Origin of the sequence: Thermomonas sp. (assembly GCF_041919455.1) — a bacterium.
Lineage (GTDB): Bacteria > Pseudomonadota > Gammaproteobacteria > Xanthomonadales > Xanthomonadaceae > Thermomonas.
The window spans coordinates 23,215-36,599 of the sequence record NZ_JAYRTQ010000005.1; the positions used below are offsets into that span (position 1 = coordinate 23,215).

Genomic DNA, 13,385 nt, shown 5'->3' on the forward strand with positions numbered 1-13,385 from the left:
CGCGTGGTGGCCTACGGCTTACTGCGCGATCGACGGGTTGCTGCCGGCGGCGGCACCATTGCCGCCGCCGGTCTGGTCCGCAACTTCATCGTCGTCGGCATGGGTGTCGGGAACCTCGGCGGGCTCGTCGCCCAGCACGCCGGCTTCCTGGTATTCGCGCGCCTCGGCGGCGCTCATCTCGATCCACACAGGCGCGCCATCGGGGCCGGTCGGCTTGACGGTGGCACCGTTCAACCAGAACGGCTGCAACACCTGGTAGAGCGAGGTTTCCGGCGCGGACTGGATCTGCGCCTGCACGGCGCTGGCGCTGCGCACGACGGTGCGCGCTGCCTTCTTCGCCGCATGCTTCGCGGCGGGCTTGGCGGCAGACTTGCTCGCTTTGGAGTTCGCGGTGGCCTTGGCCATGTTCGGTTCCTCGGTGGGTATGCGGAAAAGCGGGGCCGTCTCTCCGGCTGTCACGTCTGGATTCACCGACGTCCGCTAGACCAGGCCATCGCCTTTGGTCACTCGCCCCACGAGGAGTTCGATCAGGCCGGGGCCGCGCCGGCGTCCTGGATCAGGTAGCCGGCGACCATGCCGGTGAGCTGCGGCGTGCGGTTGTTGTTGACCGGGTGGATCCACGACTGGCGGTTCTCGTCGCGATACGCCTGGCGCACGTTGGGCTGGCCACGCAGGCTGTACGTGTAGCCGTAGCTCGGGCGCGCGGCGCTGCGGCGGTTGCTGCCGCTCGGCGGTGCCACGTAGGCCAGGATCACGTCGTGGCCCCAGATATCGCCCAGGTCATCGTCCGCGCCTTCGGCCACCACTGCCTCGCCGATGACGATGTTCGGGATCTCCCACAACGCCTTGAGCATCTCGACGGTGAGGGTGTCCTTCTGCAGGTTCTGCACGTGCGCCTGCATCTTGGTGTTGGCCTTGAGCGCGGCGAACGCGGACGCGGAGATCGCGGCGGTGTTCGGGCGCACGCCGATGGTCGCGCGGATGGCTTCCTTGCCCACCTCGATCACGGCGGTCGGGTCGCCGTTGGCACCGCGCCAGCGAGCCGCACCGACCAGGGCCACCTTGTGGTCGCTGTCGTAGTTGCTCGCGTTGCGGGCGATATCGGCGCACTCGCATTCGTGCTCGATCTCGAACACGTCCAGCACCAGGTCGACGGAATCCATCGACATGTCGATGCCAGGACCGGCAGCCGCTTCCTGGCCAACCTCGTCCGGCACCACCGCTTCCAGCGCGGCATCGACGATGGCGTAGTTGCCGGCCTCGTAGCCGAACTGGACACGCTTGGTGGATTCGCCCGGCGCGCGCTTGGTGTTGTAGCGGCGGAAGCCTTCCTTGCCGAAGGCCATCACCTTGCCGGCGCGGGTGGGCACTTCGACGCGCGGGAACAGCGCGCTGCCGATGTTGCCAGGGCGGACGTACCCGATGGCGTGGGTAGTCAGGACCGGATCGACGATGCGCGCCTGACCGGGAGTCATCTGAGTCATGTGATTTCTCGCTGTGAAGTTGAGTTGGTGCGGCGACTGCCGCGGTCAGAACGCGGTGAAGCTCAGGGGTGGAGCGCTTACGCGCCGGCCGGTGCGTTCGGGATCAGCAGCACCTCGACGCGGTCGCCGTCGGCGGTGGCGGCCTGCAGGGCCTGCGCAACGGCGATGCCCGTGCTGTGCACGACCAGCTTTCCGTTGGCGCCGACTTCCAGGTAATCGCCGTCGTCGAAGGCGCCGCCTGCGGTGGCGATGGTGGTGCCGAGCACATCGACCGGGACGCGGTCGCCGATCTCGCCGGAGGTGTTGGTCACGCCGAACGAATTGCCATCGGCAGTGGCGTAGTTGCCGTCGCGGCCGACAACGCGTTCCGCGGCAAGCGCGACGGCCGCAAAGACCGCGAGGGTGAGGATGGAAGTCTTCTGGGTCATGGTCGTTCGCTCCTGGCGCGGGTGTGTAATGGGACTGGTGGTGCGTTGAATCAGTTGGCCGGTCACCGCGCCTTTGGCGCCTTACCCGGCATATCGACCTACGGGTGCAACCGAACCTGTCAGCCGCCGACGGCTTTCACCGCGGCCATGTACTCGGTGCCCGGGTGCTGGCGCTGGTACGCGATGGCCTTGCTGTGCAGCTCCATGCGGCCGGCGTCGGCTGCGGTGCCTTCCGGCAGCGCGAAGTCCGCCGTCTGCACGGTGCCGTCGATGTGGCCGCCAGACTTCTCGGCGAAGTCGACGCGCTTGGGCAGATCGTTGAGGAAAGTGCGCAGCAGTTGCGGTGCGTCGTGGTCGGCGGCTGCCTGGCCTTCGCCCTCGGAGAAGTTGAGCGTGGTGCCGACCGGGAACGCCAGCAGCAGCTCGGCAACGCCGGCCTTCTGGCGTGGCAGCACCTTGCCGGCCTGCACCAGGCCTTCGGCGAACTCGGTGGCATCGGCACGGCGCGCGGCATCCTCGCGATCCTTGAGCGCCTTCTCGCGCTGCTCGATCTCGGTGGCGCGGGTGTCGAGCTGGCGCTGCTGCTCGGCGAATTCGGCGGTGTTCTTCGGGTCCATCGGGATCTCCAGGGAGTTGTCGGCCGCCGCGAACGCGGCAGCCAGTGAGTCGTCGTCGGCCGCGGCCTCGGCGATGCCGTCGATGCACCATTGCGGGATCAGCTGCTCGGCCTTCTCCGCGCCATCGGTCTCGATGGTCTTGTCGCGCAGGCCTTGGAACAGCCGCTTCATGTAGTAACCCAGGCTGTTCACGCGGCGGCCGATCGGCATCGAAAATTCGATCGCGCCGTCGCCCTCCGCAAATTCCGGTCGCTGCAGGCCTTTCACGCCCGGCGCTTGTGCGCCAAGGAAGCCGACGTGGCGCAGGTAGTGATGGCCAGGCTTCGGATTGCCCGGCGTGTCCGGCAGGTAGATCGATGCGCTGATGGTCGAGAAGCGCTGGGCGTTGACCATCTCCGCGAACTGCGGCTCCACCGCAGTGGGCTCGGCGTAGAGGTTGCCGGCGTCGAAACGCAGCGCGCCGGTCCAGCCGTAGGCGGGATCGTCGGTCTTGGGGTGGCCGACAACGAGCGGCGCACGCGAGAGCTGCGGGTCGTAGCTGGCGGCAAGGTCGGCCACGTCGGCTTCGCTGAAGCTGTACGAATTGCCGTCAGCGGCGACGTGCTTACCAGCGCGGAAGATGTGCAGAGCGGCGGCGGGCTTGTTCATGGCCCGCACTTTGGTCACGTGCCCATCACCTGTCTCGGAACCGGCGTTCCGACTGCCACGCGCCCGCGCGCGAGAGAATCACCGCGACCGTCGCCGAACCTCGGGCCGATTCCGGGGCATGGACCGCGTCAGACGCGTGTCAGACACGATCCGGCCCCGCTGGAGGTGTCGTCGCCGCGGGTGAGGCCCACAGGGGCCTTAGATCGCCGCACGTTCAATTGCCCTCGAATGCATCGCCGAGGTGGTCGGCCGCGATGTCGAGCAGCGCCTTCTCGTCGTCCTGCGACACACCCAGCCACGGGCGCGCCGGCAGGGTCACGGTGTACTGCTTCACCGTGGCCCACTTCTCGTGGTCGACGCTCGCGCTGCCGGCCCTGGCGAACACCTTCATGCCGTTGGGGCGGTTCTTGCCGAACGCCAGCTTGCGTGAGTGCGCCGCGTGCGTGCTGGTGCCACCGAACTGGTGGCGCGCGCCGTAGGGCGCATTGGTACCCAGCAGCAGACCATCGGGATCGACCTGGTAACTCAGCTGGTCGCCCAGCATGTGGAAGTCGAACTTCAGGATCGGCACACCCGGGCGCTTCTTGTCCTTCCAGCGCTTGTATCCCGGCGAGAGCGGCCGCCACTTGTTGCCGTCCGGATCGATCTGCCTGGCACCGCGGTCGCGCGTGCTGCGCATCAGCGTCTCGCCGATCTGCCCCAGCATCAACGCACGCCCGTCGCCCTGCAGTTTCAGGATCGCGCGCTTGAGCGCCGGACTGGCGGTGTCCTTGGTGATCTCGACGCGTGCACCGGCCATCGTTTACTCCAGGCTGCCGCGAAGTAAAGGGAACCGCTCCAGCGTTGCCACGTTGTCGATCACCGACGCACCGCGCACCTCGGGCAGCGCGCCGGTCACGCCCACACGCGTCACCACCAGCAGCGCGCCGTCGGTGCCCAGGTAGAGCAGCTCGCCGCGCTGCGCGTCCCATAGCACCGCAAGCGGCGCACGCAGGTACGAGGGCAGCTGGGCGAGCAACGCCGGCGTCGGCCCGCTGGCCAGCATCTGCAGGACCTCGGCCTCACGCACCGCGATCGCGGCGGTGGCAGGGGTGATGCCGCGGCCGCCCATCGCGCGCAGCAGCACGTCGTCGAACATGCCGACCATGTACTGCGACGCCTGGGCGGTGCCCGCGATCGCATTCGCCTGGAACTCCGCGTAGCCGGCCTGCAGCGCGTCCTGCGCGCGCTTCAGCGCGAACACTTCCCGCAGCATGGACTCGGCCGGCGCGGCCGGCAGACGCGTGCTCTTGCGCAATGCATCCTGCGCGGACTGCTCCAGCGTGCGCTGCATCGCCGGCGGTGTGCGCGGTGCCTTGCCGCGCGCCGGTGGCCACGAGTCCAGGCTGCTGCCCGGCGCATAGGCGAAGCCGGGGTCGATGCCCTCGACCGTGCGCACCAGGCGCGGGCCGCTGGCGCTGCGCTGCCCCACCATCACGTCAACCCACTTCAGGTCGGGCGACGGATCCGCGCCGGTCTTGCCCAGTCGCTTCATGTCGCGATCGCTGAGGAGCTGGGTGTAGCACTGGCAGCCCCAGCCGTTCATGGGGTGGATGACCTTCCATGCCGGATCGTCGATATGCAGGACCATGCCGTCCCAGCTCTGATGCACTGGGCGTGGGTGCATCACCGCGTCGCTGTGCTTGTACTGCTTCCACGGCATGACCTTCTTGAGCGCCTGCTCCTGGTGCCACCGCCCGGCGTTGTAGGACTGCCGCAGGTTGGTCTCGTAGATCACGCGGCTGCGCCAGTTGCGCCCGCCCGTGTAGTCCCAGCCATGCTTGGCCACGATGGTGTCGAAGCGCTTGCGGAACGCCTCCAGCGTCTCGCCGTCTTCCACCGCGCCGCGCACCGCATCGCGGAAGTCGGCGACCAGCTCGATGCGGTTGGCGCCGGCGACCATGAAGGCGTTGTCGTGCTGCGACCCCCACACGTCGACCCAGCTTTCGGTCAGGACGTTGCGCTTGTTGCGCAGGAACGCGATCTGCTGCTGGAACGGCAACGAGCCGGGCGCGACCTTGGCCACGGCTCAGTCCCGGATCAGGTCGTAGCGGCCGGTCAGGTGCGCCACGGTCATCGCCTGGGCGAACGTGGTGGCGTAGTCGTCCAGGCCCATGTCCGGCGCGAGCGCCAGCAACCGCTGTTCCAGCTCGGCGAAGTCGGCCGCGCCATCGACCGCGGCGCGCACCTTGGTCACCCAGGCATCGCCGGCGGGCTTGAGCTTGGCATCGAGCTGGGCCGCGATCTTGCCGGTGGCATCGGCGCGGCCTTGCGCGAACTGCACGCCATGACGCGCCAGCAACTGCACCGCAGCGCGGCCGACCTCGGCGAACTCCGCGCCGGCGATCGCGCTCGGCGTGCCGGCCTGCAGCGGGCCCAGCGCAGGCGGTGCCTGCTTTTCTTCCCACTGGCCGCCGTACTTTTCTTCGATGTAGGCCAGCTTCGGCTTGAAGCCCATCTCACTGATGGTCTTGTCGCGTTCCGCGCTGGCGGTCAGGTCTTCTTCTTCCTCGACCACGCGCCACACGCGCGGCAGCGCGGCATCGGGGAAGTTCCACGCCATCAGCTGCGGCACCACCTGGCGATTGAAGCTCTCGTTCACCAGGTCGGAATCCGCCTTGATGATGTCGTCCTTGACCTCGCCCTGTTCGTCTTCGTTGCCCAGCTTGCCGGGCGTGCCCTGCGTGGTCGCGGTCTGGCCCAGCGTCGCCTTCTGGATGGCGGCGTTCATCACGTCGTGCAGGGTCTTGTAGTCCGCCGTGCCGCTGCGCGCGGCCTCGATCAGGTCGAGCTCCATGCCGGTCGGGATGATGACGCCGCTGTCCTGGTGCAATGCGCGGGTCGCGGCCAGCAGGGCTTGCTTCTCCGCGGCGGTGGCGTCCGCACCGTATTTGCCCACGCCGGTGGGCATCCCGAATTTTTCCAGGAACACCAGCCAGAACTTGATGCCGGTGCGCTTGAACAGCACCGGCCAATACAGCCAGTGCGCCAAGCCAAGGCCATAGGGTTCGTCGTCGTGGTCGGCGCCGCAGCAGAAGTCCCAGAAGTACGGCCGCTCGCAAGGCACGCCCTCGAACATGCTGGACATGGTGAGCATGCGCAGATCGCCGTCCTTGCCGTAGCGGAAGCGGCGGCGGTTGCGGACCTTGATCGCCTTGATGCCGATCTTGCCCTCGTCGACCTGGTAGACCAGCTCGGCCACGGCATAGCCGTAGAACACACCGAACAGCATCTTCTGGGTCACGTTGTCCCAATTGAGCTTCTGCAGCTGCTTCTGCAGCCACTCGGCCGCCTCGATGTCGCGCGGGGTATCGCCGCCGGCGTCGACGCGCCATTCGCACTTCACCACCGCCGACTGGCGCTGGTTGAAGGTCGCCTTGACCTCGCTGTCGGACATCACCTGCTCGTAGATGATCAGGTCGCCGCCGCGGTTGCGCAGCACGCTGTCGAACGGCTGCATCAGCGGGCCGGTGAAGCCGCGGGTGATGTCGACGCCGTCGCGCGTGGTGGCGATCTCCCGGTTGAGTTCGGGCGCCTTGGTGGTCAGTTCATTGCTCACGGAATGTAGCCCTCGAAATCATTGCCACCACCGACTCCACCGAAGCCGTCGTTGTTGAAGTCGCCCAGCGCGCCGCTGGCCATTGCCCGGCGACCGGTGGACTGGAACTCGATCGGCGCGGCCGGCGTACTGGCGGCTTCCACCGCCAGCGCCAGCGCCCAGAAATGGTCGGCGTGGCCGTCCGGCGTGCGCTCCGCAGTGAATCGGATGTTGCCGGCGGCAGTGGTCTGCTTGGTCACGCTGCGCAGATCCGCGCGGATCGCCGGCTGGTACGGGATACGCAAGGTGCGGTCCTGCATCTTGCTGCGCACCGGATAGGCCATCGCCTCCTTGACCTTGGGCGTGAACGTGACCAGCTCGATGCGGCTTTCGCCGAAGCGGCGCACGGCGTCATCGCCCCAGCCGATGCCCAGGCCGGTGTAGTCCTGCGCGGTGCGCCGGCAGCGCTGGATCCACGGCCAGATGATCCGCTCCTGCTCGTGCTTGGGCATGTTGTGCAGCGCTTCCACGTGGCGCGTGTACAGCACGTCGCCCAGGCGCTCCAGCACCCACAGCACGGTGCGGTCGTGCTTGCGGCCGATGTCCACGCCCATGTACAGGTCGCGGCCTTCCAACGCCTGCCAGTCCACGCCGCCGCCGTACTCGCAGCTGGCGATCAGGTCGTATTCCAGGAAGGCCACGTCGTCGTCGGCGGGGCGGCACATGTATTCCTGCTGGAACGATTCCTCATCCGCGCAGCCGGAGCGCACGAAGTCGAAGTACGCGGCCTCGTCCATGTCCTGGCGCTCGTCGTCGGCCGGCAGCTTCTGCTGGAGCTTGTAGAGCAGCCCTTGGTCCAGCGCGTCCTGCAGCGTGACGGTGTGCAGACTGATCCTCTTCGGGTTGCCGTTTTCCTTGATCTCCCGCACCAGCTGGTTGAAGAAGTTGTGGCTGCCGCGGTGGGTGCTGATCAGCTCCAGCGCGCCGCCCCAGGTGATGCCGGGATAGGCGATGGACCACAGCTTGCGCGGATCCGGGTGCAGCGCGAATTCGTCCAGCACGCGGCCGCCGCGCTTGCCCGCCTGCGCATCGGGGTTGCTGGACATGCTGTGGATGCGTCGGCCGTTGGCGAACTGCAGGACGTAGGCCGTCTGGCGCTGTTCCTTGTCGATGACCTGTTCGCCCAGGTCCTCGGCGGCCATGTGCACCACGTCGGCAAAGAGCTTGCAGTCCTCGACGAACAAGCGCGCCTGCAGATCATCTCGGCTGCTGACCCACTGGTCGTTCTTCGCGCCCTGCAGGCTGGTGCGGCGCACGCAGGCATAGGCACTGGTCCACGACCAGCCGATCTGGCGCGACTTCTCGCCCAGCTTCAGCCGGCTGTTGTCGTTGATCCAGCGCGACTGGAACGGCAGGAAGACCGCATTCGGGTCTGCAGGGATGCAGCGGGCGTTGCCCATCTCACACCACGCCCTGCAGCCGGCGATCGATGGCCGCCATCGTTTCTTCGGAGACGCCGGCGCCGGTGGCGAGCTTGCGCACTTCCTCGCGGGCCGATTCCAGCTTGCCGCGCACTTCCTGCGCCCACTTGTTCCGCGTCACGCTGGCGCGGGTGAGCGTTGCGATGTTCTTGGCGGCCTTGCCCAGCAAATCGATCTTGGCCGCGGGGTCGGTTTCTTCCTCCGCCTCCTGCAGGGCGAGCAAGCTCTCGAAGATCTCCGTCTGCACCAGGCTGATGATCGCGTTGCTGCGATCGTCGGCGTCGTCAGGCGCGGCGGCGGTGATCAGGCGGGCGGCTTCGGTGCTGGTCTTGATGGCGGCCAGGCGGCGTTCCAGGCTCTTGCCATACACACCAACGGCCGACTTGCCGATGGTGTAGCCCTTGCCCGCCAGCCAGGCGGCCAGCGACACGTAGCCGCCGAAACCGTTGGCGACGATCTTGGCTTCCAGCTCGCGGCGGGTCTCCTCGTCCAGCGTGTCGATCTTGCTCGGCGGCGGCATGGCGCTTACCAGTACTTCGGCGGCCGGGCGATGCCCGGCAGGCAATCGATGTTGTACTCGACCATGTCCACGCCGTAGCGCTCCAGCTCGGCACGCCAGGGGCCGGACGGCGACCGCTCGATCTCGATCAGCTTGCGGTCCTCCAGGTAGCTCAGTTCGCGGCGAACCTCCAGGGCGGTCACATCCGGGTAGACGCCCTGCGCCGTGCCACACAGCACGACCTCCACCGCCCCGTAGGGCCGCGCATGGTTGAGCGCCAACAGCAGGATCCACCGCAACTGCTCGCGGCGCTGCTTCTCCATATCAATCACGTGATGCCCCCTGGATCTGAACCACTTTGACTTCGCTGGCAATGGCGTCCAGCTTCGCCTCGATGACGGTCTGGCCACGCACCCAGTCTTCGCGCCTGACGTAATGCACCGGCAGGTCCGCCAGGTGCCGCAGGAAGTCGCGCTCGAGGTCGCGCCAGCGCTGGCTGTCACCGCGGATTTGCTCCAGTGCGCCGTCGACGTGACGGGCGTGTTGCCAGAGCAACAGCTTGCCCAGCGCGGTGAAGGCCGCGGCCAGGGTGAGCGCCAGGGTGATGAGCTGCCAAAGCTCGAACTCGATCTTCATGCTCCACCGCCCACGTCGCTGGGACTGAGACGCGCCACAGCCGCCGCTTTCAGGGCACCTGTTGCGGGCACTTCTCCGCTTTGAGCCCCATGTCCTTGACCGCGCTGCAATACCAGCCCCAGGCCGTGGCCTGCCACTCGTCCATCGCCGCGGTGAGTGAAGCCTTGCCGGTCCGGCAATCGCGATACAGCGCGGTCACCTGGTCGTGGTTGGCCAGCAGCGCCAGCGGGGCGCTGCTGGTTGCCGGTGGCAGCGCGGGGCACGGTGCGCGCAGGCTTGGCTGGACGTTCGGCGGGGGCGGCGGCGGGGGCGCGTTGACCTTCGGCGTCTCGCCCCTGGTTGCTCCGGTTCCAGTGCTGCAGGAAGTCGTCGCCAAGACGCACATCACGCAGATCAGGGCGAGCAGCAACCAGCGCTTCCAGTGACTGTCGCTGCAGGGTGTCGAACTGGCGGTTGGCTTCACGGTCTTGCTCCAGCTGTGCGGCAATGGCGTCCATGCGCTCATTTGCCTGTTGGTAGGCCAGCGCCTGGTCCACGCCGTGCTGGCGTAGCTTCTGCGCGGTGTCCTTGAGTTCCGCGATGAACTTGCGGTCGGCCTCGCGATCGATCTTGAGTTGCTTGGCCTCGGCGATGGCGGCCGTGCCCTTGTTCCAGCGGTGCACGACGTAGCCCGAAAGCCCCGCGCTCAGCGCGATGGCGATCAGCACCGCGATGCCGATGGCAGGCAACAGCCCGGCTGCGGACGCGGCGGCGTAGCGGGCGCGGATCATGCGACCCACCGCACGAACACCACCACCAGCCAGATGACCGCAACGACGATACCGATGGCACCGGCCGGCAACAGCCAGCAAAGCAGCGTCCAGTCCAGGTGGAATTTGGTGGAGGGTGCCGGCTGCATCACGCCCGCCAGCAGAACCACCCAACCGATCACGCCAGCGACGATGCTGGCCAGCAACAACATCAACGGCCAGAACCACATCAGCACACCGCCTTGCCGGACCAGCCGGCTTTCAGGTAGGCGGGCTCAAGCGTGAGCATGATGACCCGCGGGTAGTGGGTGTTTTCCTTGTGCGCCCAGGTGGCGCGAAGGCGCACACGGGCCACCTCGTGCCAGTCGTTGGCATCACCGCCAGCGCGCTGCGTGGCCAGGCGTTCCTTGGTGAGCCAGCCCTCGCCGCCGTTGTAGCCGCGCAGCGCGAAGGCCCGGCGCGAGCACTCCGACATGGCGCGGGCGTGGCGGTAGGGCTTCACCCGCTCATGCAGCCAGGCCATGTAACAGGCCTGCGCGCGGAGCGCCCATTGCGGATCCCACACATCCGGCGCACCCACCGCCGGGCACACCGAGGGCAACCACTTGGCGGTGGCGGGCGTGAACTGCGTCAGGCCCTGCGCATACGGACTTTGCGCGGTCGCGCGCCAGGCGCTTTCCTGGTGCACCTGCGCCGCCAGCATGGCGACGTATTCGCTGCCGTGGATGCCGTAGTTGCGCGTGGCCTCCCGCTCGATCGCCAGGCGATAGGTCACTGCCACCTGCGGAATGCGCGTTTGCGCTCGTGCCGTCTGAGGGAACAGGCAGCCGACGAACAACGCCAGCAGCACCAGCCCCAGCAGAAAGCTGCTGGCATTGATCAGCCAGCGCTTCACGAGGCCACCACCGATGCGGCCGCAGGCGCCGGCGCGCGATCGCGCGTGCAGCTGTAGAGCATCGCGCCGATGATGGCGAGCGCGATCACGGTTTCGCAGACCTGCTTCACGATCTTCGCGCGGTCGCTTGGCTTCGGCTCGCTCACGGCACGAACGCCAGGGCGACGATGCAGGCGCAGATGATCCAGCCGCAGACCTTCCAGTCCGTGCCGATGGTGATGCCCGAAGGCTCCGGCGGCATGGGGTGGATCTGGCGCATGCCCCAGTGCACGACGATGCCCAGCAGGCCGCCCATCAGCACCTTGCCCATGCCGAACACGGCGGGCAGCGCCTTGATCGGCGCTTCGAACATCACGACCACGAAGCACACCAACCACAGCGACCACAGCGGCCAGAGCTTCACCAGCCAGCCGTCCTTGGAGATCGCCGCGGCAAACACGCCGCGGAAGTACTGCTTGAGGAATTGGACGTCGAACATGGCGCGCTCCGATTGAGAGATCGGACGACGGCGACCCGAGGAGACCGCCGCCGTCCGAGGACCAACCGGGTCTAGCACCGGTTGACGGGGCGACTTTCCTCGCGTGACCGGGGCGCGTCTCGGAACGCGCGTTCCGAGCGTTACGCGCGCGCGCGTGAAACCGTGCGCGCCTGTCCAGCAGGAACGCCGCTATGGGAATTCGTCGGAGTGTGTTGGCCCACGCGATTGCGGTGGGCTTGGCGTTCGAGGCCGATCAGCGTCAGAACGAGGCTTTCGACTGGAAGGCGCAGGACGCGGCATTCAGCGCCGCTAACGCCCTGAATGTGGAGCAGCTGGACCGCGCGCGCGAAGCGCTTAGTTCGGCCTTGTCTGCAGGGGATGCGCCCGACGAAGCTGCTGCGCGACTATCTCAAGCGCTTGGCGGGACGGTGCCGCCGCTTCATTGACCTGCCACGTTGATCGGCTGAAGGTGGAGCCAGGCATTCGCAGCTTGCCCATGAAGTCCACCAACAATGCAGAGGCGGTGTCTTGTGCCGCCTCACTCGCAGCGCCCCAGCCCGCTACTTTCCCCGCGGAAAGGTCCAACAGGAATGCGACCGCTTCTGGCTCCGCATGCGCATCCATCCTGACGGGGCGCCCGGTGCTAACCAGCCAGGGCATCGCGCGGAAAAGTTCGAAGAACAGGCCAAAGGCGGTCTCGGCATCAACTGAGCGGCGGGTGTCGGTCATCGGTTAGCCCGGTGTCACCGCCAGCCGCGTCGCCGATCCAAGACCAACCCGGCAACCAGTGACGCCGAGGCGCACAGTACGAAACCACCCGCCTCTGGCATCGCGCCGAGGATTGCGTAAACCATGCCGACCACGAAAGCTGCCGTGGCAAGCGCGTATAGGAACCAAACCATTGGGGCTATGGGCTGGTCGGGCGCGCGTCCAATTCCGCGCCCAGGTCCGCAATAGCGGCCTCGAACGCCTCACCCGCACGCCTGTGCTCGTCCTGAGCAAAGGGGTTGCCCAGCGCCTGCAGGTAGTTGAGCCACTTCGCATACATCGCAGTTAGCTGCGGCCTTGAATCTGGCGCTTGCTCAAGAGTGGACCGATACAGGGGCTTAACCTTTTCCCGCATTTCAGCCTCGCATTTCAGGCCCACTTCGCCGGCTTGTTGAATTCGCTTCGCGCTGGCATTCGCGGGCACTTCGAGAGCCGCGAGCTGGCCATCAATTGAGCACTTGGCAGCATCCGCGCGCAGCTCTGTGATCAAGCGGGCCTCCGGCGAATCGGAGGCGGAATCCCCAGCGTGGGTGAGCCCCGGCATCAAGAGAATCACGAACAGCAGCTTATTCATTTCGTCCCCTTATTCGGCGCGAGCCGCGCGGCGAGGCCACGTATCTGGCTTTGATCTTCCGGCGCGCAGCTCAGGTAGTCATCGAGCAGCTGTTGCGTCTCTTCATCCGCATCATAGGCAGACACGAGGGTCTCGAAGAAGGCTGTCTGTAGCCTGCCGAACTCCGCTTTGTCACCCGTCACCAATGCCGCCATCTCGGTCGCGGCCTTGATCGCATTTAGACGGCCACGAAGCTTCTTTGTAGTGCCTGTGACGATGTAATCGACATCTAGTCCGAGCCCCGCCCATGCCGCGAGTGCGGCGGCGTCAGGCGTTCTTTCTCCTGCTTCGTATCGGATGAGCGTTGTGCGCCCGATACCCAGCCTCTTCGCGAAGTCGACCTGACTCATATCCGCGCGCACTTGGCGGATTCGCTCACCCATCTGACGGTGGTGCTCTGGAATTGCCACTGAAAATGTCCCCGAACGGGTATTGACAGCGTTCCCATTCGGGAACATGATTAGCCCAAGTCGTCACGCGACGGCTCAGCTAACAAATCAGACCGGAGAGGG

General features: G+C 66.8%; 19 protein-coding genes. All 19 read right to left on the reverse strand.

Annotation, left to right across the window (positions count from 1 at the left end):
• Positions 1-18: 18 nt before the first annotated feature.
• On the reverse strand, positions 19-405 hold the full coding sequence (locus tag ACE3T8_RS04325; protein ID WP_374607116.1) for a hypothetical protein: 387 nt from the start codon (positions 403-405) through the stop codon (positions 19-21).
• Positions 406-527: 122 nt separating this feature from the next.
• Positions 528-1,484: a hypothetical protein gene (locus tag ACE3T8_RS04330; protein WP_374607118.1), complete on the reverse strand. Its 957-nt coding sequence runs from the start codon at positions 1,482-1,484 to the stop codon at positions 528-530.
• 77 nt (positions 1,485-1,561) lie between these two features.
• Entirely contained in the window at positions 1,562-1,912 is a 351-nt protein-coding gene (locus ACE3T8_RS04335) for a capsid cement protein (RefSeq protein ID WP_374607119.1), read from the reverse strand.
• 119 nt (positions 1,913-2,031) lie between these two features.
• A complete protein-coding gene (locus tag ACE3T8_RS04340; protein ID WP_374607121.1) occupies positions 2,032-3,177 on the reverse strand; it encodes a hypothetical protein in 1,146 nt (381 codons plus the stop codon).
• 214 nt (positions 3,178-3,391) lie between these two features.
• A complete protein-coding gene (locus ACE3T8_RS04345; RefSeq protein WP_374607122.1) occupies positions 3,392-3,976 on the reverse strand; it encodes a phage virion morphogenesis protein in 585 nt (194 codons plus the stop codon).
• A 3-nt stretch (positions 3,977-3,979) separates the two neighbouring features.
• Entirely contained in the window at positions 3,980-5,242 is a 1,263-nt protein-coding gene (locus ACE3T8_RS04350) for a phage minor head protein (RefSeq protein ID WP_374607123.1), read from the reverse strand.
• 3 nt (positions 5,243-5,245) lie between these two features.
• Positions 5,246-6,775 (reverse strand): DUF935 domain-containing protein, encoded by a 1,530-nt coding sequence (locus tag ACE3T8_RS04355; RefSeq protein WP_374607124.1) that lies wholly within the window; start codon positions 6,773-6,775, stop codon positions 5,246-5,248.
• The gene (locus ACE3T8_RS04360; protein ID WP_374607125.1) at positions 6,772-8,214 is read right to left on the reverse strand and encodes a terminase large subunit domain-containing protein; all 1,443 of its coding nucleotides are present in this window, start codon (positions 8,212-8,214) and stop codon (positions 6,772-6,774) included. Before ACE3T8_RS04360 ends, ACE3T8_RS04355 begins: the two co-directional genes overlap by 4 nt.
• A 1-nt stretch (position 8,215) precedes the next feature.
• Complete coding sequence (locus ACE3T8_RS04365) at positions 8,216-8,755, reverse strand: DUF3486 family protein (RefSeq protein ID WP_374607127.1); 540 nt, start codon at positions 8,753-8,755, stop codon at positions 8,216-8,218.
• Positions 8,756-8,760: 5 nt separating this feature from the next.
• Positions 8,761-9,057: a hypothetical protein gene (locus ACE3T8_RS04370; protein WP_374607401.1), complete on the reverse strand. Its 297-nt coding sequence runs from the start codon at positions 9,055-9,057 to the stop codon at positions 8,761-8,763.
• A gap of 1 nt (position 9,058) precedes the next feature.
• Positions 9,059-9,370 (reverse strand): hypothetical protein, encoded by a 312-nt coding sequence (locus tag ACE3T8_RS04375; RefSeq protein ID WP_374607128.1) that lies wholly within the window; start codon positions 9,368-9,370, stop codon positions 9,059-9,061.
• The gene (locus ACE3T8_RS04380; protein WP_374607130.1) at positions 9,367-10,140 is read right to left on the reverse strand and encodes a hypothetical protein; all 774 of its coding nucleotides are present in this window, start codon (positions 10,138-10,140) and stop codon (positions 9,367-9,369) included. The genes ACE3T8_RS04375 and ACE3T8_RS04380 overlap by 4 nt, the downstream gene beginning before the upstream one ends.
• On the reverse strand, positions 10,137-10,349 hold the full coding sequence (locus tag ACE3T8_RS04385; protein ID WP_374607131.1) for a hypothetical protein: 213 nt from the start codon (positions 10,347-10,349) through the stop codon (positions 10,137-10,139). The genes ACE3T8_RS04380 and ACE3T8_RS04385 overlap by 4 nt, the downstream gene beginning before the upstream one ends.
• Positions 10,349-11,014, reverse strand: coding sequence for a transglycosylase SLT domain-containing protein (locus tag ACE3T8_RS04390; protein WP_374607133.1), 666 nt, complete (start codon positions 11,012-11,014; stop codon positions 10,349-10,351). Before ACE3T8_RS04390 ends, ACE3T8_RS04385 begins: the two co-directional genes overlap by 1 nt.
• Entirely contained in the window at positions 11,011-11,160 is a 150-nt protein-coding gene (locus ACE3T8_RS04395) for a hypothetical protein (protein ID WP_374607134.1), read from the reverse strand. Before ACE3T8_RS04395 ends, ACE3T8_RS04390 begins: the two co-directional genes overlap by 4 nt.
• Positions 11,157-11,492: a hypothetical protein gene (locus ACE3T8_RS04400; protein ID WP_374607135.1), complete on the reverse strand. Its 336-nt coding sequence runs from the start codon at positions 11,490-11,492 to the stop codon at positions 11,157-11,159. Before ACE3T8_RS04400 ends, ACE3T8_RS04395 begins: the two co-directional genes overlap by 4 nt.
• A 354-nt stretch (positions 11,493-11,846) precedes the next feature.
• Positions 11,847-12,221: a hypothetical protein gene (locus tag ACE3T8_RS04405; protein ID WP_374607137.1), complete on the reverse strand. Its 375-nt coding sequence runs from the start codon at positions 12,219-12,221 to the stop codon at positions 11,847-11,849.
• A gap of 178 nt (positions 12,222-12,399) precedes the next feature.
• Complete coding sequence (locus ACE3T8_RS04410) at positions 12,400-12,834, reverse strand: hypothetical protein (RefSeq protein ID WP_374607138.1); 435 nt, start codon at positions 12,832-12,834, stop codon at positions 12,400-12,402.
• Positions 12,831-13,331, reverse strand: coding sequence for a helix-turn-helix transcriptional regulator (locus tag ACE3T8_RS04415; protein WP_374607139.1), 501 nt, complete (start codon positions 13,329-13,331; stop codon positions 12,831-12,833). The genes ACE3T8_RS04410 and ACE3T8_RS04415 overlap by 4 nt, the downstream gene beginning before the upstream one ends.
• Between the last annotated feature and the right edge of the window lie 54 nt (positions 13,332-13,385).

Excerpts from the sequence above, each read along its gene's own strand:
- ACE3T8_RS04325 (WP_374607116.1), bottom strand. The coding sequence starts at position 405 with ATGGCCAAGGCCACCGCGAACTCCAAAGCGAGCAAGTCTGCCGCCAAG.
- ACE3T8_RS04330 (WP_374607118.1), bottom strand. The coding sequence starts at position 1,484 with ATGACTCAGATGACTCCCGGTCAGGCGCGCATCGTCGATCCGGTCCTG.
- ACE3T8_RS04335 (WP_374607119.1), bottom strand. The coding sequence starts at position 1,912 with ATGACCCAGAAGACTTCCATCCTCACCCTCGCGGTCTTTGCGGCCGTC.
- ACE3T8_RS04340 (WP_374607121.1), bottom strand. The coding sequence starts at position 3,177 with ATGAACAAGCCCGCCGCCGCTCTGCACATCTTCCGCGCTGGTAAGCAC.
- ACE3T8_RS04345 (WP_374607122.1), bottom strand. The coding sequence starts at position 3,976 with ATGGCCGGTGCACGCGTCGAGATCACCAAGGACACCGCCAGTCCGGCG.
- ACE3T8_RS04360 (WP_374607125.1), bottom strand. The coding sequence starts at position 8,214 with ATGGGCAACGCCCGCTGCATCCCTGCAGACCCGAATGCGGTCTTCCTG.
- ACE3T8_RS04365 (WP_374607127.1), bottom strand. The coding sequence starts at position 8,755 with ATGCCGCCGCCGAGCAAGATCGACACGCTGGACGAGGAGACCCGCCGC.
- ACE3T8_RS04370 (WP_374607401.1), bottom strand. The coding sequence starts at position 9,057 with ATGGAGAAGCAGCGCCGCGAGCAGTTGCGGTGGATCCTGCTGTTGGCG.
- ACE3T8_RS04375 (WP_374607128.1), bottom strand. The coding sequence starts at position 9,370 with ATGAAGATCGAGTTCGAGCTTTGGCAGCTCATCACCCTGGCGCTCACC.
- ACE3T8_RS04380 (WP_374607130.1), bottom strand. The coding sequence starts at position 10,140 with ATGATCCGCGCCCGCTACGCCGCCGCGTCCGCAGCCGGGCTGTTGCCT.
- ACE3T8_RS04385 (WP_374607131.1), bottom strand. The coding sequence starts at position 10,349 with ATGTGGTTCTGGCCGTTGATGTTGTTGCTGGCCAGCATCGTCGCTGGC.
- ACE3T8_RS04400 (WP_374607135.1), bottom strand. The coding sequence starts at position 11,492 with ATGTTCGACGTCCAATTCCTCAAGCAGTACTTCCGCGGCGTGTTTGCC.
- ACE3T8_RS04405 (WP_374607137.1), bottom strand. The coding sequence starts at position 12,221 with ATGACCGACACCCGCCGCTCAGTTGATGCCGAGACCGCCTTTGGCCTG.
- ACE3T8_RS04410 (WP_374607138.1), bottom strand. The coding sequence starts at position 12,834 with ATGAATAAGCTGCTGTTCGTGATTCTCTTGATGCCGGGGCTCACCCAC.
- ACE3T8_RS04415 (WP_374607139.1), bottom strand. The coding sequence starts at position 13,331 with ATGTTCCCGAATGGGAACGCTGTCAATACCCGTTCGGGGACATTTTCA.